Origin of the sequence: Methylobacillus draconifructus, from assembly GCF_045984385.1 — a bacterium.
Taxonomy (GTDB): Bacteria; Pseudomonadota; Gammaproteobacteria; order Burkholderiales; family Methylophilaceae; genus Methylobacillus; species Methylobacillus flagellatus_A.
Genome location: NZ_JBJQIJ010000004.1, coordinates 440,190 through 463,424 on the forward strand (window position 1 = coordinate 440,190; position 23,235 = coordinate 463,424).

The 23,235-nt window shown below is 58.5% G+C and carries 20 protein-coding genes; 19 read left to right on the forward strand and 1 reads right to left on the reverse strand.

Annotation, left to right across the window (positions count from 1 at the left end):
- Nucleotides 1-48: 48 nt before the first annotated feature.
- The 15 genes from leuB (at nt 49) to ACKF11_RS11205 (ending at nt 16,265) form a co-directional block, all read left to right on the forward strand.
- The gene (gene leuB, locus ACKF11_RS11135; RefSeq protein ID WP_407997112.1) at nt 49-1,104 is read left to right on the forward strand and encodes a 3-isopropylmalate dehydrogenase; all 1,056 of its coding nucleotides are present in this window, start codon (nt 49-51) and stop codon (nt 1,102-1,104) included.
- A 56-nt stretch (nt 1,105-1,160) separates the two neighbouring features.
- Complete coding sequence (gene asd / locus ACKF11_RS11140; RefSeq protein WP_407997176.1) at nt 1,161-2,273, forward strand: aspartate-semialdehyde dehydrogenase; 1,113 nt, start codon at nt 1,161-1,163, stop codon at nt 2,271-2,273.
- A gap of 151 nt (nt 2,274-2,424) precedes the next feature.
- Nucleotides 2,425-5,541, forward strand: coding sequence for a FimV/HubP family polar landmark protein (locus ACKF11_RS11145; RefSeq protein WP_407997113.1), 3,117 nt, complete (start codon nt 2,425-2,427; stop codon nt 5,539-5,541).
- Between the two features lie 129 nt (nt 5,542-5,670).
- Nucleotides 5,671-6,456 (forward strand): tRNA pseudouridine(38-40) synthase TruA, encoded by a 786-nt coding sequence (gene truA / locus ACKF11_RS11150; RefSeq protein ID WP_407997114.1) that lies wholly within the window; start codon nt 5,671-5,673, stop codon nt 6,454-6,456.
- A 78-nt stretch (nt 6,457-6,534) separates the two neighbouring features.
- Entirely contained in the window at nt 6,535-7,158 is a 624-nt protein-coding gene (locus ACKF11_RS11155) for a phosphoribosylanthranilate isomerase (protein ID WP_407997177.1), read from the forward strand.
- Complete coding sequence (gene trpB / locus ACKF11_RS11160; RefSeq protein ID WP_407997115.1) at nt 7,145-8,347, forward strand: tryptophan synthase subunit beta; 1,203 nt, start codon at nt 7,145-7,147, stop codon at nt 8,345-8,347. The genes ACKF11_RS11155 and trpB overlap by 14 nt, the downstream gene beginning before the upstream one ends.
- Before the next feature lie 13 nt (nt 8,348-8,360).
- Entirely contained in the window at nt 8,361-9,167 is an 807-nt protein-coding gene (gene trpA, locus ACKF11_RS11165; RefSeq protein WP_407997116.1) for a tryptophan synthase subunit alpha, read from the forward strand.
- 105 nt (nt 9,168-9,272) lie between these two features.
- Nucleotides 9,273-10,142 carry an acetyl-CoA carboxylase, carboxyltransferase subunit beta gene (gene accD / locus ACKF11_RS11170; RefSeq protein WP_407993625.1) on the forward strand — a complete coding sequence of 290 codons (870 nt, stop codon included), beginning with the start codon at nt 9,273-9,275 and terminating at the stop codon, nt 10,140-10,142.
- A 15-nt stretch (nt 10,143-10,157) separates the two neighbouring features.
- Nucleotides 10,158-11,459 carry a bifunctional tetrahydrofolate synthase/dihydrofolate synthase gene (gene folC, locus ACKF11_RS11175; RefSeq protein WP_407997117.1) on the forward strand — a complete coding sequence of 434 codons (1,302 nt, stop codon included), beginning with the start codon at nt 10,158-10,160 and terminating at the stop codon, nt 11,457-11,459.
- Between the two features lie 25 nt (nt 11,460-11,484).
- Nucleotides 11,485-12,165: an SPOR domain-containing protein gene (locus tag ACKF11_RS11180; RefSeq protein ID WP_407993623.1), complete on the forward strand. Its 681-nt coding sequence runs from the start codon at nt 11,485-11,487 to the stop codon at nt 12,163-12,165.
- 2 nt (nt 12,166-12,167) lie between these two features.
- On the forward strand, nt 12,168-12,659 hold the full coding sequence (locus ACKF11_RS11185) for a CvpA family protein (protein WP_407997118.1): 492 nt from the start codon (nt 12,168-12,170) through the stop codon (nt 12,657-12,659).
- 58 nt (nt 12,660-12,717) lie between these two features.
- Nucleotides 12,718-14,253 carry an amidophosphoribosyltransferase gene (purF, locus tag ACKF11_RS11190; protein WP_309565513.1) on the forward strand — a complete coding sequence of 512 codons (1,536 nt, stop codon included), beginning with the start codon at nt 12,718-12,720 and terminating at the stop codon, nt 14,251-14,253.
- A gap of 201 nt (nt 14,254-14,454) precedes the next feature.
- Nucleotides 14,455-15,633: an O-succinylhomoserine sulfhydrylase gene (locus ACKF11_RS11195; RefSeq protein WP_407997119.1), complete on the forward strand. Its 1,179-nt coding sequence runs from the start codon at nt 14,455-14,457 to the stop codon at nt 15,631-15,633.
- Nucleotides 15,634-15,712: 79 nt separating this feature from the next.
- On the forward strand, nt 15,713-16,003 hold the full coding sequence (locus tag ACKF11_RS11200) for a sll1863 family stress response protein (protein ID WP_407997120.1): 291 nt from the start codon (nt 15,713-15,715) through the stop codon (nt 16,001-16,003).
- 40 nt (nt 16,004-16,043) lie between these two features.
- Nucleotides 16,044-16,265 carry a hypothetical protein gene (locus tag ACKF11_RS11205; RefSeq protein WP_309565510.1) on the forward strand — a complete coding sequence of 74 codons (222 nt, stop codon included), beginning with the start codon at nt 16,044-16,046 and terminating at the stop codon, nt 16,263-16,265.
- Nucleotides 16,266-16,344: 79 nt separating this feature from the next.
- On the opposite strand, the gene ACKF11_RS11210 is transcribed toward ACKF11_RS11205, so the two are convergent.
- Nucleotides 16,345-16,947, reverse strand: a complete 603-nt coding sequence (locus ACKF11_RS11210; RefSeq protein ID WP_407993619.1) for a peroxiredoxin — start codon at nt 16,945-16,947, stop codon at nt 16,345-16,347.
- A 237-nt stretch (nt 16,948-17,184) separates the two neighbouring features.
- Between ACKF11_RS11210 and gyrA the strand changes: the two genes are divergently transcribed.
- The 4 genes from gyrA to ACKF11_RS11230 all read left to right on the forward strand — a co-directional run bounded on the left by gyrA (nt 17,185) and on the right by ACKF11_RS11230 (nt 23,222).
- A complete protein-coding gene (gyrA, locus tag ACKF11_RS11215) occupies nt 17,185-19,743 on the forward strand; it encodes a DNA gyrase subunit A (protein ID WP_309565508.1) in 2,559 nt (852 codons plus the stop codon).
- Nucleotides 19,744-19,760: 17 nt separating this feature from the next.
- Nucleotides 19,761-20,843, forward strand: coding sequence for a 3-phosphoserine/phosphohydroxythreonine transaminase (serC, locus tag ACKF11_RS11220; RefSeq protein WP_407997121.1), 1,083 nt, complete (start codon nt 19,761-19,763; stop codon nt 20,841-20,843).
- Between the two features lie 11 nt (nt 20,844-20,854).
- Nucleotides 20,855-21,922 carry a prephenate dehydratase gene (pheA, locus tag ACKF11_RS11225; protein WP_407993616.1) on the forward strand — a complete coding sequence of 356 codons (1,068 nt, stop codon included), beginning with the start codon at nt 20,855-20,857 and terminating at the stop codon, nt 21,920-21,922.
- A gap of 142 nt (nt 21,923-22,064) precedes the next feature.
- Nucleotides 22,065-23,222 carry a diguanylate cyclase domain-containing protein gene (locus ACKF11_RS11230; protein ID WP_407993615.1) on the forward strand — a complete coding sequence of 386 codons (1,158 nt, stop codon included), beginning with the start codon at nt 22,065-22,067 and terminating at the stop codon, nt 23,220-23,222.
- Nucleotides 23,223-23,235 lie beyond the last annotated feature (13 nt).

Below are 23,235 nucleotides of genomic sequence, written 5' to 3' on the forward strand. Positions count from 1 at the left end.
GCATGGATTGCTCCTGTTCAAATCAATTCAATATCTGGGAACACGTTTATGAAGATTGCGGTATTGCCGGGCGACGGCATCGGTCCTGAAATCGTGGCGCAAGCCGTCAAGGTGCTGAAAGCGCTTGATCTCGACCTGGAGTTGCAGGAAGCGCCGATCGGCGGTGCAGGTTACGAAGCGGCCGGCGACCCGTTGCCCGAGGCGACGCTCAAGCTCGCCAAGGAGGCCGATGCCGTCCTGCTTGGCGCGGTGGGCGACTGGAAATACGATACCCTGCCGCGCGACAAGCGTCCCGAGCGCGGCCTGCTGCGTATCCGCAAGGAACTCAACCTGTTCGCCAACCTGCGTCCCGCCTTGTTGTATCCCGAGTTGGCTTCGGCATCCACACTGAAGCCAGAAGTGGTTTCCGGCCTGGATATCATGATCGTGCGCGAACTGACCGGCGACATCTATTTCGGCCAGCCGCGCGGCATTTCCACGCTGGACAACGGCGAGCGCGAAGGCGTCAACACCATGCGCTACAGCGAATCCGAAATCCGCCGCATCGCGCATGTGGCGTTCAGCATCGCGCAGAAACGCAACAAGAAAGTCTGTTCCGTGGACAAGGCCAACGTGCTGGAAACCACCGAACTCTGGCGCCAGGTGATGATCGAGGTGGCGAAGGAGTATCCGGAGGTCGAGCTCAGCCATATGTATGTCGATAATGCCGCGATGCAATTGATCCGCGCGCCCAAGCAGTTCGACGTGATGGTCACCGGCAACATCTTTGGTGACATCCTGTCCGATGAGGCTTCCATGCTGACAGGCTCCATCGGCATGCTGCCTTCCGCATCGCTGGACCAGGACAACAAGGGCATGTACGAGCCCAGCCACGGTTCTGCGCCGGATATTGCAGGCAAGGATATCGCCAACCCGCTGGCGACCATCCTTTCCGCCGCCATGATGCTGCGCTACACCTTCAATGACGAAGCTAATGCCAGCCGCGTGGAAAACGCCGTGAAGAAGGCCCTGGAACAGGGATACCGCACAGCGGATATCTGGACCGAGGGCACCAGCAAGGTCAAGTGCAGCGAAATGGGCGATGCGGTTGTAGCAGCGCTATAATCGTAAGCTAGATACAACGATAGGCCTGTGCAAGGCCATTTAACCAGGAAGAGATGATGTTCAAAGTAGGGTTTGTCGGCTGGCGGGGCATGGTGGGTTCCGTGCTCATGCAGCGCATGATGGCGGAAGGCGACTTCAAGGATATCGAGGCCATATTCTTCACCACTTCGCAGACCGGCGGCGCAGGCCCTGCGATCGGCCGCGATACGCCTCCGCTCAAGGATGCGAAGTCGCTTGCCGAACTCAAGGCCATGGACATCATCGTTTCCTGCCAGGGCGGCGACTATACCAGCGATATCTTCCCCAAGCTGCGCGCCGAAGGCTGGCAAGGCCACTGGATCGATGCTGCCTCCACGCTGCGCATGGAAAAGGATGCAGTGGTCATCCTGGACCCCGTCAACCTGGACGTAATCAAGCAGGCATTGTCGGCAGGCGGGCGCAATTGGATTGGCGGCAACTGTACCGTCTCCCTGATGCTGATGGCCTTGAACGGGCTGTTCAAGGCCGACCTGGTCGAGTGGGCGACTGCCATGACCTACCAGGCTGCTTCCGGCGCTGGCGCGCAGAACATGCGCGAACTCATCAAGCAGATGGGTGTGGTGCATACCGGTGTCGCATCCGAGTTGCAAGATCCATCCTCGGCCATTCTGGATATAGACCGCAAGGTGGCGGATACCCTGCGTAGCGATGAGTTGCCAGTGGACAATTTCGGCGTTCCGCTTGCCGGCAGCCTGATCCCATGGATAGACAAGGACTTGGGCAACGGCCAGAGCAAGGAAGAATGGAAGGGCATGGCGGAAACCAACAAGATCCTGGGACGCGAGGCTAACCCCATCGTGATCGATGGATTATGCGTGCGCATTGGCGCGATGCGCTGCCATTCCCAGGCGTTGACTATCAAGTTGAAGCAAGATGTGCCGTTGGATGAGATAGCCGATATGTTGGCAGCAGCCAATTCATGGGCGGAAGTCGTGCCCAACGAGCGCGATGCGACCATGAGGCGCTTGAGCCCCGCAGCGGTGACCGGCACCTTGCAGACCCCGGTTGGGCGCCTGCGCAAGATGGGCATGGGCGGCGACTATCTCTCCGCCTTCACCGTGGGCGACCAGTTGTTATGGGGCGCCGCAGAGCCGTTGCGCCGCATGCTGCGCATCCTGGTGGAAGCCTGATTGCGTTAGTCTGCGCCCTTGCGACCTTGGTCCCAGGGGATACATGCTGCCTGGGCTGGCATTGAGAATGTAAAGTTATGTATTAGCTTGAAACGGTAACTGATTGATGTTAGCTTAATAATGCTATTTAAAAGTTGATAAGGGTGGAATAGTGCATAAGTCCAAACTAAAGGGGGTCGCACTTGCCATGTTGTTGGCGTTTGCGCCAATGGTGGGCGAGGCTGCAGGCCTGGGCCGCTTGACCGTGACATCCGGACTTGGTGAGCCGCTTTCTGCTGAAATTGAACTTCTCTCCACTACGCCGGATGAACTGGCGACGTTGACGGCGGGCATCGCACCACAGGAGGCTTACAATGTCCAAGGCGTGGAGCGCACGGCAATCCACAATGCCATCAAGGTCGATGTGAGCAAGCGCGCCGATGGCGCCCCCGTACTCAAGCTCACGTCGTCGCAAGCCATCAGCGACCCTTTCCTGGATATGCTGATCCAGGTCGACTGGGCAACCGGCCGCTTGCTGCGAGAATACACCGTATTGCTCGACCCGCCCGGCTACAACAACCAGGCGCAGGTCTACAATGGCGTGCAACTGCCGCCGAGCGCGGCGCCTGCCATTCCTGCACCTGCCGCTACGCCAGCACAGACTCCTCCTCCCGCCAGTACAGCTACCCAACGCCCACCGGCGCCGACTCAAACCCCAGCAAGAGCCGCTCCCGAACCAGTTGCCCCAGCACAAAGCTCCGCATCGCAAAGCTATACCACCGCTAGCGGAGATACCTTGAGCGCGATTGCGCGAGAGCACCAGGTGCAGGGCGTCAGCCTTGACCAGATGCTGGTCGGCCTGTACCGCGCCAATGAGGATGCCTTTGCCGGCAAGAACATGAACCGCCTGAAGGTGGGGCAGATCCTGCGCGTGCCGAGCGCAAGCGAGCTGCAACAACTCACCCCTGCCGAGGCAACGCGGGAGGTCAGGGTCCAGACCGCTGATTGGAACGCCTATCGCAACCGCCTGGCTGACCTGGCTGCCGAGTCAGTGCCTTCAACAGATGGCGGAGCGCAGCAGTCTGCATCCGGACGCATTTCCTCTCCAGCGACTGACCGCGCCGCGCCGCCTGCCGACGCTTCCCGTGATGTGGTCAGGCTTTCCAGCAACAATGCCAGCCAGGCGCAATTGAATGCCATGCAGGAAGAGCTCACTGCCAAGGACAAGAGCTTGAAGGAGGCGGCCGAGCGTGCTGCGATGCTTGAGAAGCAAATCGCCGACATGCAGAAGCTGCTGGCAATCAAGAACCAGGCGTTGGCTACCCTGCAGAACGGCGACGCGCCTCCCGCCAAGCCTGAGGAGGCTCCTGCACCTCCTCCTGCAGAAACGCCAGAGCCCCAGCCTGAACCTGAAGCCGCTGCACCCGCGGCAGAGCCTTCCGCACAGGAGCCAGCCACTGATGCAGCACCGGCAGGCGACGAAGCGGAACCTGTGAAGCCGGAACCTCAACCGGCGCCTGCACCGGTCGCTCCGGCAGTGGAAGACCCCAGCTTGTTTGACGAACTGGTCGGCGATGATCCATTGCCGCTTGCGCTGGCTGCTGGCGGCATCGTCTTGTTGCTTGGCGGCTGGCTCTATATGCGCAACAAACGCAAGCGCGAGCTGGACAGTTTCGAGAGGGGAATCCAGACGGCCGGCGGGCTCAAGCCCAATACCGTGTTCGGCAACACTGCCGGCGCCACCGTCAATACAGGGGATACCTCCTTCCTCAACGATTTCTCCCAGAATACCGGCGGCATGATCGATACGCACGACGTCGACCCCATTGCCGAGGCTGAAGTCTATATGGCATACGGGCGCGATGCGCAGGCTGAGGAAATCCTCAAGGATGCGATCGTCAAGGAGCCCCAGCGTCATGAGTTGCATCTCAAATTGCTGGAAATTTATGCAGCGCGTAACGATACCTCGGCATTCGAAACTGTCGCGGGCGAAATCTATACCACGCTGGGCGCAGCCGATCCCATCTGGAGCAAGGTTGCCGCGATGGGACGCAAGCTGGAGCCGGACAATCCCTTGTATTCGGAAGACAACATAGCTGAGCGGCCTGCATCATTGCCCGCTCAGAACACGCCTCAAGCCGGCAAGCCCGAACAGCAAGCCGCACAGGATCATCAGTCGGCATTCACCAGTGCTGCCGTCGCAACTGGCGCCAGTCTGCTGGGTGAAAAAGACGCACAAGACTCTGTCGTTGACGATGCGCCTTTTGCCGGGGCGGACGATAGTCAGGCGGAAGAGCGTGATTTGCCGGCGCTTGACTTCGATCTGGATGCCGCGTCGCTGGAAAGCGCCAAGGACGCGGATGCAGATGCCGCCGAACAGCATGCGGGCAACAGCATGGACTTCACCTTGGACCTGCCGGAGCCGCCAGCCAAGAACAGCTTGCAACTGGATATCGCAGAACTTGATGCCGCAATCCCGGACTTTGACTTGCCGGAGTTGCCTGGCAATGAAACGGATGAGAATGCGGTAACCGAACCGGATGCCGATGCCGTGCCTGAGTTCTTCATTCCCGAGCTGGATGATGCGGATAGCCAGCAACAGCCGGTAGATTCGCCGTTGCAAACTCCTGATGTCGACCTTGGCTTGCCTGAGATTGCATTGCCGGAAATCGAACTTCCCAATCCTGCAGCCGAAAGCACTGCAGAGGGCGAAGATTTGCAGGACTATGGTCTGCCAGATATCGATTTTGATCTGCCGGAAATCAGTTTCGCTGAAGAGCCGGCCTCAAAAGAGGCCGAAACAGAAGCGGGCGGCGACTTGTCTGAGTTGCTGGGCAATGGTCCGGATGTTCCTGAGTCGACTCTTGAAGCTGATGGACCGCAGGATGATGCGGCTCCCAGCTTCAATTTTGCCGAGATAGACCTGGATAGTGACGAGCTGAATAGCGGTGTTAGCGCAACAGCGGCGCCGAGCCAGGAGGAAGAGATCGTATTGCCTGATTTCGATCTGGATATCGAGGAGGACGAACCTTCCCAGGCTACCACAGCGGATATCGATCTTTCCGGCATCAGCCTGGATGTCGCAGGTGATTCGACAGAGGCAGAAAGTCTTGCTCCAGACGGAGAGGTTGAAGAGTCAGCCGATGTGGACACCAAGCTGGATCTGGTGACTGCCTACATGGATATGGGCGACAACGAAGGCGCGCGCGAATTGCTCGAGGAAATCCTGAAAGAGGGAGGTCCGCGGCAAAAGCAAAAAGCCCAGGCTATCCTGGATAGCCTTGCCTGATTAATGCGCCAGCCTTCCATGCAAAGCCGGGCATTGCCCGGCTTTTTTTAATGGCATGCCGCTCAAACACGATGGCAGGCAAGGGTAAAATAGCGCCATGAACAAGTATCTGGAGCAGGGTGGCAGCGTATGAGGCTGGCATTGGGTATCGAGTATGACGGCGCCGGCTTTTGTGGCTGGCAGAGCCAGCCCAACGGGCTTGCCGTGCAGGATGCCCTGGAGTCTGCATTGTCGCAGCTGGCCGGCCACGAGGTGCGGGTCTCCGCTGCCGGGCGTACTGATACCGGGGTCCACGCCCTGTCCCAGGTCGCGCACTTCGATACGGCGGCTGTACGGCCGCAAAATGCCTGGGTGCGCGGCGTGAACACCAGACTGCCAAGAGGCGTACGCGTTTTATGGGCAAGCGAGGTGGATGCGCGTTTTCATGCCCGGTTCGATGCCTATCAGCGCAGTTATCAATACTGGCTCATCAACCAGCCGGTAGCCCCCGCGGTGATGGCGGGAAAGGCGGGGTGGTTTCATCAGCCGCTCGACCTGCAGGCGATGCAGGAAGCCATGGCCTATTTGCAGGGGCAGCATGATTTCAGCGCGTTCCGCGCGGCGGAATGCCAGGCGAAGTCGCCGGTCAAGACCATGCACCGTGCCTCGGTCAACGCCTTTGGCAGCAGCCTGCTATTCGATTTTTGCGCCAATGCCTTCCTGCACCACCAGGTGCGCAATATGGTGGGAGCGCTGGTGTATATCGGCAAAGGAAAATATCCTCCAGCGTTCATGGCGGAGTTGCTCGCAGCACAGGACCGTACGCTTTCCCCTCCCACTTTTTCGCCCGACGGGCTGTACCTGACCGGAGTGGGCTATGATGCCCGCTGGGGATTGCCTGGCACTGAGCGCAAATTGCAGCTCGGGATTGCCTGAGATGAATCAGGATTTTTGTGACAGGGGGCCGGCTTTAAGGTACCCTAGCGCCTTTCAATGACAGGTGCTTTTTTGAGTTTGAGAACCCGTGTCAAAATTTGCGGGATCACCCGCGTCGAGGATGCGCTAGCTGCCGTGGAGCATGGCTGTGATGCCATCGGGCTGGTGTTTTACCGGCCTAGCCCCAGGAGTATCGATCTGCAGCAGGCTGAGGAAATCGCGGCTGCGCTGCCGCCTTTCGTCAGTATCGTCGGATTGTTCGTTGATGCTGAGCCAAGAGAAATAGAAGCGGTGCTCGCCAAAGTCAGGCTTGATCTATTGCAGTTTCACGGCGATGAGACTCCCGATGCTTGCCGGGTTTACAGCGTGCCTTATATGAAGGCGGTCCGCGTCAAGAACGATACAAATTTGCTACAATACGCCACTCAATACCATGATGCCCACGCGCTGTTGCTGGATGCTTATTTGCCAGGCGTGGCAGGCGGCACAGGGCAGGTGTTTGACTGGAGCCTGGTCCCGCGCCAAATGCCAGTTCCCATCGTGCTTGCGGGCGGACTGAGCCCCGATAACGTGACAGCGGCCATCCGCCAGGTGCGGCCTTATGCGGTGGATGTCAGCGGCGGTGTCGAACAAACCAAAGGAATCAAGGATGCGGGCAAGATTGCCGCGTTCATGCAAGGAGTACAGAATGCAGCTTTATGACATGCCGGATCAGCGTGGCCATTTTGGCCCTTATGGCGGTATTTTTGTGGCCGAGACCTTGGTCGAGGCGCTGGAAGAGTTGCGGGTCATGTATGAGCGCTATCGGCATGATCCTGAGTTCCTTGCCGAGTTCGCCTATGACCTCAAGCATTTTGTCGGGCGTCCCAGCCCGGTTTACTATGCCGAACGCCTGACGCAGAAGGCCGGTGGCGCGAGGATTTACCTCAAGCGCGAAGACTTGAACCACACCGGCGCCCACAAGGTGAACAACACGATCGGCCAGGCGTTGCTCGCCAAGCGCATGGGCAAGCCGCGCGTAATCGCCGAGACCGGCGCGGGACAGCATGGCGTGGCCACAGCCACGATTGCAGCCCGCCTGGGCCTCGAGTGTGTCGTGTATATGGGGTCGGAAGACGTCAAACGCCAGGCGCCCAATGTCTATCGAATGAAGCTGCTGGGCGCAACCGTCGTGCCGGTGGAAAGCGGCTCCAAGACCCTCAAGGATGCGCTCAATGAAGCCATGCGCGACTGGGTGACCAACATCTCGAACACTTTCTATATCATCGGCACCGTTGCAGGCCCTCATCCTTATCCCATGATGGTGCGCGACTTCCAGGCGGTGATCGGCATCGAAGCCAAGCAGCAGATGCAGGAAATGATCGGCCGCCAGCCCGATGCGGTGATTGCCTGTGTCGGCGGTGGCTCCAATGCCATGGGCATTTTCTATCCCTACATCGACGTGGAAGGCGTGCGCCTGATCGGCGTCGAAGCCGCCGGGCACGGCATCGACACCGGCAAGCATGCCGCGCCTTTGACCGCCAACAGTCCTGCCGGCGTGCTGCACGGCAACCGTACCTACCTGATGCAGGATGAGAACGGCCAGATCATCGAGACGCATTCTGTTTCGGCCGGGCTGGATTATCCTGGCGTCGGCCCCGAGCATGCATGGCTCAAGGACATCAAGCGTGCCGAATATGTCGCCATCACGGACGATGAGGCCATGGAGGCGTTCCATACGCTTTGCCGTACCGAAGGCATCATCCCTGCGCTGGAATCCAGCCATGCCCTGGCCTATGCGATGAAGCTCGCAGCAACCATGTCGCCTGACCAGGCGTTGCTGGTCAACCTGTCCGGACGCGGCGACAAGGATATCAACACCGTAGCCAGCCTGGCTGGCATCACCCTGTAAGCTGGTTTTTCACATGTCTCGTATTCAAGCAACTTTTGCGGCGCTGAAGTCGCAAGGCAAGAAAGCCCTGATCCCCTACATCACTGCGGGCGATCCTCATCCCAAGCATACCGTGGCGGTGATGCATGCCCTGGTGCAGTCGGGTTCCGACATCATCGAGCTGGGCGTACCATTTTCCGATCCCATGGCGGATGGCCCGGTCATCCAGCGTGCAACCGAGCGCGCCTTGGCGCACAAGGTCGGCCTCGGGGATGTGCTGGAGATGGTGCGTGAATTCCGCCAGACCGATGACAAGACACCGATCGTCTTGATGGGGTATGCCAACCCCATAGAGGCCATGGGGCAGGCCAAGTTTGCCGAGCGTGCCCATGCGGCGGGTGTGGATGGCGTGCTGACGGTGGATTATCCGCCAGAGGAGTGCCAGGATTTTGTCGAGCTGCTGAAAACACAGCAGCTTGACCCGATATTCCTGTTGTCGCCCACCTCCGAAAGCAGCCGCGTCGACATGATCGTGCACCAGGCTGCAGGCTTTGTTTATTATGTCTCGCTCAAGGGCGTCACCGGCTCCAAGAATCTGGATATTGTCGAAGTCGGGGGGAAGGTGAAGGCGATCCGCGGCCAGACGGACCTACCCATCGGCGTTGGCTTTGGCGTGCGCGATGCCGCCACGGCAAAGGCGGTGGCCGAAGTGGCCGATGCCGTGGTGATCGGCAGTCGCATGATTCAGGAAATTGAAAATTCCAGTGAAGATGATTTGTTGAGCAATGTGGTGAAGTTGACGCAGAGCATGCGCGCTGCCATTGACGATACCAAGCGTTAATCAATGAGGGCGAGCAGGCCCGCCTGCTTGACCGAATGAAAGCAATTGAAAGTAGAGGGCTGGCGATCATGGCTGGCCGCTTCATTTCTGAATAAAGGATAAACCATGAGCTGGTTGCAAAAACTTCTGCCTCCAAAGATCAACCGCCCGGCGGGCAATAGCCGCAAGACCGTGCCGGAGGGGTTGTGGAGCAAATGCCCTTCATGCGAATCAGTGCTGTATCGCACTGATCTGGAAAGCAATGCCGAGGTTTGCCCCAAGTGTTCCTACCATAACCGCATCTCTGCGCGTACGCGGTTGAATTTCCTGCTCGATGAAGAGGGGCGCTCGGAAATCGGCGTGGAAGTGCAGCCGGTCGATCCGCTCAAGTTCAAGGACAGCAAGCGTTATGTCGACCGCTTGAAAGCTACCCAGACAGAGATAGATGAAACCGATTCGCTGATCGTGATGCAAGGCAGCATCAAGACGGTAGGGGTGGTGGCTGCCGCATTCGAGTTCAAGTTCATGGGCGGCTCCATGGGCTCGGTGGTGGGCGAGCGGTTCGCGCGCGGCGTGCAGGCGGCGATTGACAACAATATCCCGTTCATTTGCGTATCGGCCAGCGGCGGCGCGCGTATGCAGGAGGGCTTGTTCTCCCTGATGCAAATGGCCAAGACCAGCGCTGCGCTGACCAAGCTGAGCAAGGCCGGCCTGCCCTATATCTCGGTATTGACCGATCCTACCATGGGCGGGGTGTCGGCAAGTTTTGCCATGCTGGGCGACGTGATCATTGCCGAGCCGCAAGCGTTGATCGGCTTTGCCGGTCCGCGCGTGATTGAACAGACTGTCCGCGAGACCCTGCCGGAAGGGTTCCAGCGCTCCGAATTCCTATTGGAGCATGGCGCAATCGACATGATTGTCGACAGGCGTGAAATGCGCGACAAATTGGCGACCCTGATGACCAGCTTTATGCGTATTCCTGCAAGCGCGGCGTAACTTATTCAATCTCCTGTGACATCCTTCTTTCCTGCCACTCGTGACTTAGCGGACTGGCTTGCTTACATTGAGGCTTTGCACCCGGCCTCCATCGAGATGGGGCTGGAGCGCGTCGAGCTGGTCCGCCAGCGCCTGGGGCTGCATCCGCAATTCCCCATCGTGATCGTGGCGGGCACCAACGGCAAAGGCTCGACCTGCGCCATGCTGGAAAGCATTTACCAGGCAGCCGGCTACAAGGTCGGCTGCTACACGTCCCCGCATTTTGTACGCTATAACGAGCGCGTGCGCATCGGCGGGATCGAGGCTGAGGATGCCGTGCTAGTTGAGGCTTTTGAGGCGATAGAGCAGGCGCGCCATGAAACCGCATTGACCTATTTCGAATTCGGCACCTTGGCTGCCGTCTGGAGCATGGTGAAAGCGAATGTCGATGTGGCGATACTGGAGGTCGGCCTGGGCGGCCGCCTGGATGCCGTCAATGTGTTTTCGCCGGTATGCAGTATCGTCACCAGCGTGGACCTAGACCATATGGATTTCCTCGGCAATGACCGCGAGTGCATAGGGCGGGAGAAGGCGGGGGTGTTCCGCAGCGGCATCCCGGCAATATGCGGCGATGTCCGTCCGCCGTTGTCGCTCCAGGCCCATGCGGCCGAGATAGGGGCCGATCTGCTTTTGATCGGCAGAGAGTTCCGCTTCCAGCCGCAAGCGACTGGTTGGCTTTACCGCTCGCCTACCCATGAATACCTGTTGCCATTGCCCGCCTTGGCGGGCGAGTTCCAGCTCAATAACGCGGCTTGCGTCGTCAATGCCGTCGATGCTTTGCGGGAAATATTGCCCGCGACGCCGGAGCACATGCGGCAAGGATTGCAGAGCGTTGCCCTCAACGGCCGCTTCCAACTGTGCCGCCAGCAGCCGCAAGTGATCCTGGATGTGGCCCATAATCCGCATGCCGCCTGGGCGCTGGCTTCTAATCTCGCACAGCATCCAGTTGCCGGACGCACCTTGGCGGTGTTTTCCATGCTGGCCGATAAGGATATTCCGGGAGTGGTGCGGGCAGTCGCGCCCCATATCGATGCCTGGCATATCGCCAAGGTGGCGCATGGCCGGGGGGCCGGCGCAGCGCAACTGCGCGAATGCGTGCTGGCCCAGGCGGCATCCAGTCCGGTATCCATCCATGCCGATGTGAGCACTGCTTACCGGCAAGCCTGTAATGATGCAGGCGAAAATGATAGAATTATCGTCTTTGGTTCATTCTTCACTGTGGCCGATATCATGCGCGAGCTTGCCATATCCGGTTCTGCAGAGATAGCGGCGCACTGACTCAACAAGGATAGTAGGATTTTTGATGGCATCTGACCAGTCGAGTGATCAGGAACTTCAGTTCAAGAAACGTGCGCGCAGGCGCCTGGTAGGAGCCATCGCATTGGTGCTGCTGATGGTCACCATCCTGCCGATGGTGCTGGATGACCGCAGCAGCAAGACCCTGCCGCAGGAAATCGCGATCAACATTCCCAGCCAGGACGGCCCTGAGTTCACCTCCAAGGTGGCTCCCCAAGGAGAGCCTGTAGAGGAGGTCGTCTCCGAACCTGTATTGTCCGTGCCGGAATCACCGGATACCGAACCTGATTTTGAAGCAGCCCCCGTTCAGCCTGCGCCCAAGCAAGAGCCCGTAAAGAAGGAAGCTGCCAAGCCTGAAGCGAAGCCCGTTGCTCCAAAAGTCGAGACTCCCAAGGCGGAAGCTCCAAAAGCTGAACCAGCAAAGCAAAAGCCCGCCGATGCCAAGCCCGCCGCTACAGGCAGCTTCCTGGTTCAGATCGGCGTATTTTCCGACCCGATCAACGTCAAGAATTTGCAGGATAAGCTATCAGGCCAGGGCCTGAAGTCGCATACCGAAGTCATCGCCACTGCCAGCGGCGACAAAACCCGTCTGCGCGTCGGGCCGTTCGCCAGCCGTGAAGCTGCCGAGCAGGCGTTGGGCAAGGTCAAGGCGGCCGGTTTGTCCGGAATGGTCATCAGCAATAAATAGCAATGACCGGCTTTGACTATGCAGTGCTGGTGATCATGGGGGTTTCCGTCCTGCTCAGCATGATGCGCGGGTTTGTGCGCGAGGTGCTGGCGCTGGCGGCATGGGCAATTGCATTCGTGGTAGCCAAGCTTTACACCGTGGAAGTGGCGGCCATGTTGCCCGATTCCATCCCGGCGGAGGAATTGAAATTCCTTGCGGCCTTTTTAATTTTGTTTTTGTCCATATTATTGGTGTGTAGCCTGCTGGCGATCGCGATTGCGCAAATATTCAAGACCATAGGTCTGAGCGCCCTCGATCGAGGCTTGGGCGGCCTTTTCGGGTTCGCCCGCGGGCTGCTGATTATACTGACGCTGGTGCTGTTGGCCGGCCTGACTTCGTTGCCGCAAGATCCGCGTTGGCGTAATGCGATGTTCAGCGCGCCGCTGGAGGCAATGGTCGTCGGTATCCTGCCCTGGTTTCCGCAGGATATTGCAAAACATATTAAATACGACTAGATTGAGGCCAATGGCTTGTCTAGTTATTCCAGATTTTCGTTTCTAAGGCATATAGCTCATGTGTGGAATTATCGGTGTAGTCGGTAAAAACCCAGTCAACCAGCTGCTGTACGATGGGCTGCTGGTCTTACAGCATCGGGGCCAGGATGCTGCGGGGATTGTTACCTGCGATGGCAATACCTTCTTCATGCACAAAAACAACGGCCTAGTCCAGGACGTATTCCGGACACGGCATATGCGCAGCCTGATCGGCAACGCGGGCATTGCCCACGTCCGCTATCCCACCGCCGGCTCCTCGTCCGCGGCGGAAGCCCAGCCCTTCTACGTGAACTCCCCGTTCGGCATCGTGCTGGGGCATAACGGCAACCTGACCAATTCTGCCCAGCTCAAGCAAGAGATGTTCAGGCAGGACTTGCGCCACATCAATACCAGTTCCGATTCCGAAGTGCTGCTGAATGTGCTTGCGCACGAGATCGAGACCTCCTCGCACAACGCGGTCCTCAACACCGACATGATATTCGAGGCTGTGGCCGGCGTGCACAAGCGCTGCCGCGGCGCTTATGCCGTAGTGGCCATGATCGCGAATTTCGGCTTGCTGGCATTCCGCGATCCGCACGGCATCCGTCCCCTGGTCATCGGCAAGAACGAGTCCGAGCAGGGGACAGAGTATATTGTCGCCTCCGAAAGTGTGGCGCTGGACGTGCTGGGCTTCACCCTGGTGCGAGATGTCGAGCCGGGAGAGGCCATCTTCATCGACCTGGACGGCAATTTCTTCTCGCGCCAATGTGCTGAGGCACCGCAGCTATCTCCTTGCATTTTCGAGTACGTCTACCTGGCGCGTCCCGACTCCGTCATCGACAACGTTTCCGTCTACCAGACCCGTTTGCATATGGGCGAAAGCCTGGCAGACAAGATCGCACGCGAGTGGAAGCACTTGAAGATCGACGTGGTGATCCCGATTCCGGATACCAGCCGCCCGAGCGCGCTGGAGCTGGCGAACAAGCTCAATCTGACCTATCGCGAAGGCTTTATCAAGAACCGCTACATTGGCCGTACCTTCATCATGCCCGGGCAGGCCTTGCGCAAGAAATCGGTACGCCAGAAGCTCAACCCCATCGGTATGGAGTTCCAGGGTAAGAACGTGCTGTTGGTGGACGACTCCATCGTGCGGGGCACCACTTCCCAGCAGATCGTGCAGATGGCGCGTGATGCCGGGGCGAGCAAGGTGTTCTTCGCCTCTGCTGCGCCTCCGGTGCGTTATCCCAACGTCTATGGCATCGATATGCCTTCGCGCAGCGAGCTGTTGGCCACCGGGCGTACGGATGAGGAAATCTGCGCGGAAATCGGCGCAGACGCCTTGATCTACCAGGACCTGGATGCCTTGATCAGCGCCGTGCAGAAGAGCAACCCCGACATTGAGGTATTCGATTGTTCCTGTTTTGACGGCAAGTACATCACCGGCGATATCGACGAAGCCTACCTGGCGCGTGCAGAGACGGTGCGGGGCGACGGCGCCGCGCAGAAGCGCCCGGCCAACTCGATCACCCAGCTTGACCTCAACCTGGTCGGGGCCGAAGAGGAGGAGCTGGTATAGTTGACGACGGGCCCTGGCGGGACTAATATCAACCCATGCGCCGATTTGAGGAGAAGTAGCACTCAGCTTGCGGGCGCAATATAAATACTGCTAAAGCGAGTTGATATTGAAAAACCCGTTTTAGCCCAGGCGCTACAGCGGGTTTTTTTATGCCCGTCCTTTTTGTTATTGAGCCCGGTAGCGGGCGGGAAGGTAAGAAGTATGAGTCAGCATGAATGGCATGCAGAAACATTGAGCGTGCGTGCGGGTAGCGAGCACACGCCATTCGGGGAAAACTCCGAGGCCATGTTCCTGACATCCAGTTTCGTATTCGAAAATGCCGCACAGGCCGCCGCGCGCTTTGGCGGCCAGGAGCCGGGCAATATCTATTCGCGCTTTACCAATCCTACCGTCAGCATGTTCCAGAACAAGCTGGCGGCGCTGGAAGGGGCGGAATTTTGCGTGGCGACTTCTTCCGGCATGTCGGCCATCCTTGCGTGCGTCATGGGCGTTTGTTCCGCCGGCGACCATGTGGTCGCTTCGCGCAGCATCTTCGGCACATCGGTGCAATTGTTCAGCAACATCCTCAAACGCTGGGGGCTGGAAACCACCTTCGTTCAGCTTTCCGATCCGGAGGCATGGAAAGCGGCGGTCAAGCCTAATACCAAGCTGTTCTTCCTGGAGACGCCCTCCAACCCGCTGACCGAAATCTGCGATATTGCGGCGGTGGCCGAGATTGCGCACCAGGCCGGAGCGCTGCTTGCAGTGGATAACTGCTTTTGCACGCCTGCATTGCAGAAGCCCCTGGAGCTCGGCGCGGATATCGTGGTGCATTCCGCCACCAAGTACATCGACGGGCAGGGGCGCTGCCTGGGCGGCGCGGTATTGGGCCGCAAGGACGTGCTGGAGCCGGTCTACGGCTTCCTGCGCACGGCTGGCCCCACCATGAGCGCGTTCAATGCCTGGGTGTTCCTCAAGGGGCTGGAGACCTTGCACGTGCGCATGGAGGCCCATGCGCGCAATGCTTTGGCATTGGCACAATGGCTGGAGCAGCAGCCGCGCGTCGAACGCGTGTACTATCCTGGATTGCCGTCCCATCCGCAATACGAGCTGGCACAGAAGCAACAGAAGAGCGGCGGCGCCATCGTGTCGTTCGACGTCAAGGGCGGCCAGCCTGCGGCCTGGCACTTGATCGACGCCACCAGGATGATCTCGATCACGGCGAACCTCGGGGACGCGAAAAGCACGATTACGCATCCGGCCACGACCACCCACAGCCGCGTCAGCCCCGAAGCCAGGGCGGCGGCGGGTGTCGGCGACGGCCTGGTGCGCATTGCCGTCGGCCTGGAACATATCGACGACCTCAAGGCCGACCTCGCCTGGCTCAGCAGCCAGGGTTGAAAACGGGCACTATTGCAGCGTAAGCCTGTCATAATGACAGTGCATGAATCGTTTGATCAGATCAGATAAGGAGAACAATATGAGCTTGAAAGATGAATACGTTGAAAAGCTGAAAACACAGCTTGACGAGTGGAGTGCGGATATCGACGTGCTAGAAGCCAAGGTGCGCAAGGCCGACGCTGAGCTGCGCGTCAAATACGATGAGCAGATTGCCAGCTTGAAGGAAAAGCGCGAAGAAGCCAAGGTGAAGCTCGGCGAAATCCAGGCGTCGGCAGGAGAAGCCTGGAAGGAGCTCAAGAAGGGCAGCGACGAGGCATGGGAAGCCATCAAGCATGCTATTGCCGAGGCACGCAAGAAATTCAACGAATAAACCATAATCCAGATTCTTGACCACAGGCGAGGAGGCCGCGATGAAAACATCGATAATTGTTGGCGTGTTGCTGATCGTATTGGGCGCTGCAGCGTTGGTTTACAAGGGTTTCAGCTTTACTACGGAGGAAACGGTGGCGCAAATCGGGCCGTTGAAGGCAACCGCCGAGGTTGAGAACGATGTGGCGATTCCCGAAGTGCTGGGCATCGTCGCGATTGTGGCAGGGATTGCAGTCGTAGCCTTGGGTGCACGCAAGAAGTAGCCGAAGGCAATTTGTGCTGTAGCCAATAAAAAAAACGGGACATCGAGTCCCGTTTTTTTATTGCGCCGTCCTGCTGAATTTACAGTGCGGAGGCGTTTTCTGCCAGGTACTTGGCAACGCCTTCAGGGGAAGCGTTCATGCCGGCCTTGCCTTTCTTCCAGCCTGCTGGGCAGACTTCGCCATGCTCTTCGAAAAACTGCAGGGCATCCACCATGCGCAACATTTCATCAATGTCGCGGCCCAACGGCAGGTCGTTTACCACCTGGTGCACGACAACGCCTTCCTTGTTGATGAGGAAGGAGCCGCGGTAGGCGACGCCGCCGTCAGATTCGACGTCGTAAGCCTTGGCGATCTCGTGACGGATGTCCGCTACCAATGGATAGCCGACCTTGCCAATGCCGCCCTTGTCCACCGGCGTGTTCTTCCAGGCCAGGTGGCTGAAGTGGGAGTCGATGGAAACGCCAATGACTTCGACGCCGCGCGACTTGAAATCCTCCAGGCGGTGATCAAAGGCGATCAGCTCGGAAGGGCAGACGAAAGTGAAATCGAGCGGGTAAAAGAAGATAACGGCAGGCTTGCCCTTGATGTGTTGGGAAAGGTTGAAGTCTTCCTTGATGGAATTGTCACCCAGTACTGCGGCAGCAGTGAAATCGGGAGCTGGTTTGCCAACTAAAACGGCCATGTGCTTTCTCCTTTTATCGTTAAGTTGTTCGAAACGCGTTAGCCTAAAGCAACTCCGGGTAAATTTCTAATTAATTTTTGCAATCGCCGGGATGGATGCCAAGGTCGCGATTGAGCCTGCTGGCGGCGCCAGGCCTGAAATCCTCTGCAGGATCAAGGACTAAATCCCGGCATGCTTTGCCGGGCGTATCGTGCTAGAATCCATGGCTTTAAGCCATTTTAAAGCCGATAGCCAATAATGGATCAGTTCGCCAAAGAAACCCTTCCTATCAGCCTCGAAGACGAGATGCGTCGCTCCTATCTCGATTACGCGATGAGCGTGATCGTGGGGCGCGCGTTGCCGGATGTGCGTGACGGCCTGAAGCCCGTGCATCGCCGTGTCCTTTTTGCGATGCATGAGCTCAGCAACGACTGGAACAGACCTTACAAGAAATCTGCCCGTATTGTCGGCGACGTCATCGGTAAATACCACCCGCACGGCGATACCGCGGTATACGACACCATTGTCCGCATGGCGCAGGATTTCTCGTTGCGCTACATGCTGGTGGACGGCCAGGGCAACTTCGGTTCGGTGGACGGCGACAATGCCGCTGCGATGCGGTATACCGAAATCCGCATGGCGCGCATCGCGCACGAACTGCTGGCCGACATCGACAAGGAAACGGTTGATTTCGGGCCGAACTACGACGGTTCCGAGCACGAACCGCTCATCATGCCGGCGCGTATCCCGAACCTGCTCATCAACGGCAGTTCCGGCATTGCGGTCGGCATGGCGACCAATATCCCGCCGCACAACCTCAACGAGGTGATTGCAGGCTGTCTGGCGCTGCTCAAGAACCCGGAAACCACGGTGGATGAATTGATCGAGATCATCCCGGCACCCGACTTCCCGACCGCCGGCATCATTTACGGCACGGTAGGCGTGAGGGAAGGCTACCGCACTGGCCGTGGACGCGTCGTCATGCGCGGCCGCACCCACGTCGAAGACCTGGAAAAGGGCAACCGCCAGGCCTTGATCGTGGATGAGCTGCCGTACCAGGTCAACAAGAAGACCTTTGTCGAGAAGATCGCCGAGCTGGTCAACGAGAAGAAGATCGAGGGTATTTCCGACCTGCGCGACGAGTCCGACAAGTCGGGCATGCGAGTCGTGATCGAGCTCAAGCGCGGCGAAGTCCCCGAGGTGGTGCTCAACAATCTCTACAAGCAGACCCAGCTGCAGGACACTTTCGGCATGAACATGGTGGCGCTGCTGGACGGCCAGCCGCGCCTGCTCAACCTCAAGCAGATGCTGGAAGCCTTCCTGCGCCACCGCCGCGAAGTGGTGACGCGCCGTACCGTCTACGAATTGCGCAAGGCGCGCGAGCGCGGCCACGTGCTCGAAGGCCTGGCAGTTGCATTGGCCAACGTGGACGAGATGATCGCGCTGATCAAGGCCGCACCGACGCCGCCTGAAGCCAAGCGCGAACTGATGGCGCGCACCTGGAAGTCGCCCGTGGTCGAGGAAATGCTCAAGCGCGCGGCCATGGAGGCTTCGCGTCCTGAAGGCTTGTCCGTCGATTTCGGCCTGACTCCGAACGGCTACAGATTGTCCGACGTGCAGGCGCAGGAAATCCTGCAGATGCGCCTGCAACGCTTGACCGGCCTTGAACAGGACAAGATCGTCAACGAGTACAAGGAGGTCATGGATATCATTGCCGACTTGCTTGATATCCTCGCCAAATCGGAGCGCGTGACGCAAATCATTGTGGAGGAGCTGGCAGCCATCCTCAACCAGTTCGGCGACAAGCGCCGCAGCGAGATCGTGCACAACGCGCAGGACCTTTCGCTGGAAGACCTGATTACGCCGCAGGACGTGGTGGTGACGCTTTCGCATACCGGGTACGTGAAGTCGCAGCCGCTGGAAGAATATCGCGCGCAGCGCCGCGGCGGCCGCGGCAAGCAGGCGGCGGCTACCAAGGAAGACGATTTCATTGACAAGATGTTCGTGGCGAATACGCACGACTACATCCTGTGCTTCTCCAGCCGCGGCCGCGTCTACTGGCTCAAGGTCTACGAAGTGCCGCAAGGCAGCCGCGTCAGCCGCGGCAAGCCGATCGTCAACCTGTTCCCATTGGAAGAGGGAGAGAAGATCAATGCCATCCTGCCGGTCAAGGAGTTCGACGAGAACCACTTCGTCTTCATGGCGACCGCCAAGGGTACTGTCAAGAAGACCGCGCTCACCGAGTTCTCCAATCCGCGCCGCTCGGGCATCATTGCGTTGAACCTGGACGACGGCGATTACCTGATCGGGGCTGAAGTCACCAACGGCGTGAACGACATCGTCCTCGTTTCCAACGGCGGCAAGGCTGTCTGGTTCGATGAAGAGGACGTGCGCGCGATGGGCCGTGCCGCGCGCGGCGTGCGCGGCATGAAGCTGCAAGCCAAGCAGCAGGTGATTTCGCTATTGATTGCGGACGACGACAAGCAAACGGTATTGGTGGCCACTGAAAATGGCTACGGCAAGCGCACCGTTCTGGCTGATTTCCGTCATTCCGGCCGCGGCACGCAAGGCGTGAAAGCGATTGCCACCAGCGAACGTAATGGCGTGGTGGTAGGCGCGCGCCTGGTGAACGACGATGACGAGATCATGCTGATCACCACAGGCGGCGTGCTGATCCGCACCCGTGTCAAGGAAATCCGCGAGCTGGGCCGTGCCACCCAGGGCGTGACCTTGATCAACCTGGGCGAAGGCGAGAAGCTTTCCGGCCTGGAAAAGGTCGTGGAAACGGATGACGACACCGAAACTGCCGATGAATAGAGCCAAGTAGGGTATTGATGACGCAAATCTATAATTTTTCTGCAGGTCCCGCAGTGCTTCCCAAGGAGGTATTGCAACAAGCCAGCGAGGAAATGCTGGACTGGCATGGCTCTGGCATGTCCGTGATGGAAATGAGCCATCGCGGCAAGGAGTTCATCAGCATTGCGCAAGAGGCGGAGGCCGACTTGCGAGAACTAATGGGGATTCCAGCCAACTACAAGGTGTTGTTCCTGCAGGGTGGGGCGCATGCGCAGTTTTCCATGATTCCTATGAACCTGCTGCGCGGCAAGAAGACAGCGGATTATCTGGATACCGGCATCTGGGCGCAGAAGGCGATAGAGGAGGCATCCAGGTATTGCGAGGTCAATATCGTGGCTTCCGCTGCCGGGCAGCAATACCGGCAGGTGCCGCAACAGTCGCAATGGAAACTGAACCCTGACGCTGCGTTCCTGCATTACACATCCAACGAAACGATAGGCGGCCTTGAAATGTTCTGGACGCCGCGAGTGGACGATGTGCCCCTGGTGGTGGATATGTCCTCGCATATTCTTTCCCGTCCCGTGGACGTGAGCCAATACGGCCTGATCTACGCGGGCGCCCAGAAGAACATCGGCCCGGCCGGGTTGACCATCGTGATCGTTCGCGAAGACCTCATCGGCGAGACCCTCCCCGGAACGCCGACCATGTTCGATTACAAGGTGCATGCGGATAACGAGTCGATGTACAACACGCCGCCTACCTACGGCATCTATATCGCAGGCCTGGTGTTCAAATGGCTGAAAGCCAAGGGCGGCCTTGCGGCCATCGAGAAGCTCAATATCGAGAAATCGGCCCTGCTGTACGATTATCTCGACAGCACGGATTTCTACAATTCGCCGATCGCATTGGAAAACCGCTCACGCATGAACATTCCGTTCACGCTCAAGGATAGCGCCCTGGATGCGGAATTCCTCAAGCAGGCGCAAGCCCGCGGCTTGTTGCAGCTCAAGGGCCACCGCTTGCTTGGCGGCATGCGCGCTTCCATCTACAACGCCATGCCGTTGGCCGGTGTGCAGGCATTGGTCGGCTTCATGCAGGATTTCGAGCGCGCTCACGGTTAAGAGAGGTCTGCATGAGTGATATCCTAAAAGGTTGCCGCGACCAGATCGATGCGATTGACGAGCAACTGCTGAAACTGATCAACGCGCGGGCCGCCCTGGCGCGCGAAATCGGCGCGCTCAAGGGCGAGGGGCCGGTCTACCGCCCCGAACGCGAGGCCCAGGTGTTGCGCCGCCTGCTTGAGAAGAATACCGGACCGCTGTCTGCAGAAGCGGTGACCGGGATTTTCCGCAGCGTCATGTCCAATTGCCGCGCATTGGAGCGCGAGCTCTCCGTGGCCTTCCTTGGTCCGCAAGGCACCTTCAGCGAGGAGGCGGCCAACAAGCAGTTTGGCGGATTGAGTTCTCCCAAACCGTGTATTTCCATCGATGAAGTATTTCGCATGGTGGAGTCCGGCGGCGCGGATTATGCCGTCGTGCCAGTGGAAAATTCCACCGAAGGCGCGGTGGGACGCACCCTGGACCTTTTGACCACCACCAGTCTGCACATCTGTGGCGAAATCACCTTGCCGATCCATCATTGCCTATTGCGCAGCAAGCAGACCGACGGGGAAATCAAGCGGGTCTATTCCCATGCCCAGTCCCTTGGGCAATGCCATGAATGGCTCAATCTCAACCTGGGCGGAGTCGAGCGAGTCAGCACCGGCAGCAATGCCCAGGCTGCGGAGCTGGCAAAGCAGGATCCATTTGCGGTGGCGATCGCCAGCCAACGCGCAGCCGAGATATTCGACTTGGCCGTCCTGGCTGAGAATATTGAAGACGATCCCAAGAACGTGACGCGTTTCCTTATCCTCTCCACGCACGAGGTCGACCCCTCGGGCAAGGACAAGACTTCCTTGTTGCTGGCAGCCAAGAATGTGCCCGGTGCCGTGGTCGGCTTGCTTGCGCCGCTGGCCCAGCATGGCGTGGACATGAGCAAGTTCGAGTCGCGTCCTTCCAAGCTGGGGATATGGGAATATGTGTTCTTTGTGGATATCGAGGGGCATTATCAGGACCCCAAGGTGGCCAAGGCATTGCATGAGCTTGAACAGCGTGCTTCCTTGCTCAAGGTGCTTGGTTCTTACCCTGTTGCCGTAATATGATGCGGGTGTGCCAGATGCAATGTCTGGCGCGGAATTAGCGCAAGCTGCATGATAGTATTTCGTTGCCTCGTTCGGGAAGTTTGAGGCGGGTAGTGCGTGCTTGCGAATTATCGGGGAAATGATCTGTTGTTGAAGGGGGAGTATGCCGATTAGCCAGAACTTGTTATGGTCTGCTTCGCTACGCAAATGGACGCTGAGTTTCGAGAATGAGCGCCTGGAAGCGCTTTATCAATTGCACGCCATTTCCAGTTTGCGCAGGCATTCACGCTTGGCCCTGGTGATCGGGGCCGTCATGACCATGCTCTACGGCTTGCTGGACCCATTATTCGTCAAGCCGGATGCCTTTGTCCATGTCTGGTATATCCGTACCATGGCGGTAATGCTGTTTTTCGCGGTGTTCTGGCTTTCATTCTATCGACATTTCCTGAAATACAACCAGTTGTTCCTCGCCATCGTCGCCTTGTTCAGCGGCCTGGGACTATTAGCCCAGGTGAGCTACATGCCCGTGGCCGCCATCAATTTCTACTACACCGGCTTGGTGGTCATGGTGTTCTGGACCTATACCTTCTCGGGGCTGCGATTTTTCAACTCGACCCTGGTCGGCATTGTGTTGTTCTTGGTGTTCAACATCATGTTTCTGTTTTTGAGATCGCTGCCGCCATTGCAGGTACTGATTTATGACGTATTCATCCTCTCCGCGAATATTGTCGGCGGCTTCGCTAGCTATGTGTCTGAAAAGCAGAGCCGGGAATTGTTTTTGCGCGAGAAGGATCTGGACAACGAGCGCCAGCGCCAGCAGGAGCGTGCGTTGCATGACCGCCTGACCGGCTTGCCCAACCGTGAGTTGCTGCTTGACCGCATCGAGCAGGCGATCAATTACTCTTCACGTAACAACCAGGTATGTGCCGGCTTGTTCATTGACCTGGACAAATTCAAGCCGATCAACGATACCTACGGCCACCTCATCGGCGACATCGTGCTGAAAGAGGTGGCGACGCGCCTGAAATATACCATGCGCGAGGCGGACACCCTGGCGCGGCTGGGCGGCGACGAGTTCTTCGTGTTGGCACGCGATATCGGCAATGCGGAAGCCGCCGATATTCTGGCCGAGAAATTGAAACGGCAGTTCCTGGCGCCGATCATTCTCGATGGCTTGCCGCCGATCCGCGACCTGTCCGCCAGCATCGGCATCTGCGTCTTCCCGTACCGGGATGTGTCGGCGGTAGACGTCATCAGGCGCGCGGACCATGCCATGTATGACGCCAAGCGCGAGGGCAGGCGCGAATCAAGCTACGCTTGAACGCCCGTGTTCG

What these genes read in the sequence shown, in the direction of transcription:
- serC (WP_407997121.1), top strand. Translation starts at nt 19,761, where the DNA reads ATGACGCAAATCTATAATTTTTCTGCAGGTCCCGCAGTGCTTCCCAAG.
- leuB (WP_407997112.1), top strand. Translation starts at nt 49, where the DNA reads ATGAAGATTGCGGTATTGCCGGGCGACGGCATCGGTCCTGAAATCGTG.
- truA (WP_407997114.1), top strand. Translation starts at nt 5,671, where the DNA reads ATGAGGCTGGCATTGGGTATCGAGTATGACGGCGCCGGCTTTTGTGGC.
- ACKF11_RS11200 (WP_407997120.1), top strand. Translation starts at nt 15,713, where the DNA reads ATGAGCTTGAAAGATGAATACGTTGAAAAGCTGAAAACACAGCTTGAC.
- ACKF11_RS11230 (WP_407993615.1), top strand. Translation starts at nt 22,065, where the DNA reads ATGCCGATTAGCCAGAACTTGTTATGGTCTGCTTCGCTACGCAAATGG.
- trpA (WP_407997116.1), top strand. Translation starts at nt 8,361, where the DNA reads ATGTCTCGTATTCAAGCAACTTTTGCGGCGCTGAAGTCGCAAGGCAAG.
- ACKF11_RS11180 (WP_407993623.1), top strand. Translation starts at nt 11,485, where the DNA reads ATGGCATCTGACCAGTCGAGTGATCAGGAACTTCAGTTCAAGAAACGT.
- trpB (WP_407997115.1), top strand. Translation starts at nt 7,145, where the DNA reads ATGCAGCTTTATGACATGCCGGATCAGCGTGGCCATTTTGGCCCTTAT.
- accD (WP_407993625.1), top strand. Translation starts at nt 9,273, where the DNA reads ATGAGCTGGTTGCAAAAACTTCTGCCTCCAAAGATCAACCGCCCGGCG.
- ACKF11_RS11205 (WP_309565510.1), top strand. Translation starts at nt 16,044, where the DNA reads ATGAAAACATCGATAATTGTTGGCGTGTTGCTGATCGTATTGGGCGCT.
- purF (WP_309565513.1), top strand. Translation starts at nt 12,718, where the DNA reads ATGTGTGGAATTATCGGTGTAGTCGGTAAAAACCCAGTCAACCAGCTG.
- asd (WP_407997176.1), top strand. Translation starts at nt 1,161, where the DNA reads ATGTTCAAAGTAGGGTTTGTCGGCTGGCGGGGCATGGTGGGTTCCGTG.
- ACKF11_RS11185 (WP_407997118.1), top strand. Translation starts at nt 12,168, where the DNA reads ATGACCGGCTTTGACTATGCAGTGCTGGTGATCATGGGGGTTTCCGTC.
- gyrA (WP_309565508.1), top strand. Translation starts at nt 17,185, where the DNA reads ATGGATCAGTTCGCCAAAGAAACCCTTCCTATCAGCCTCGAAGACGAG.
- ACKF11_RS11195 (WP_407997119.1), top strand. Translation starts at nt 14,455, where the DNA reads ATGAGTCAGCATGAATGGCATGCAGAAACATTGAGCGTGCGTGCGGGT.
- ACKF11_RS11210 (WP_407993619.1), bottom strand. Translation starts at nt 16,947, where the DNA reads ATGGCCGTTTTAGTTGGCAAACCAGCTCCCGATTTCACTGCTGCCGCA.
- pheA (WP_407993616.1), top strand. Translation starts at nt 20,855, where the DNA reads ATGAGTGATATCCTAAAAGGTTGCCGCGACCAGATCGATGCGATTGAC.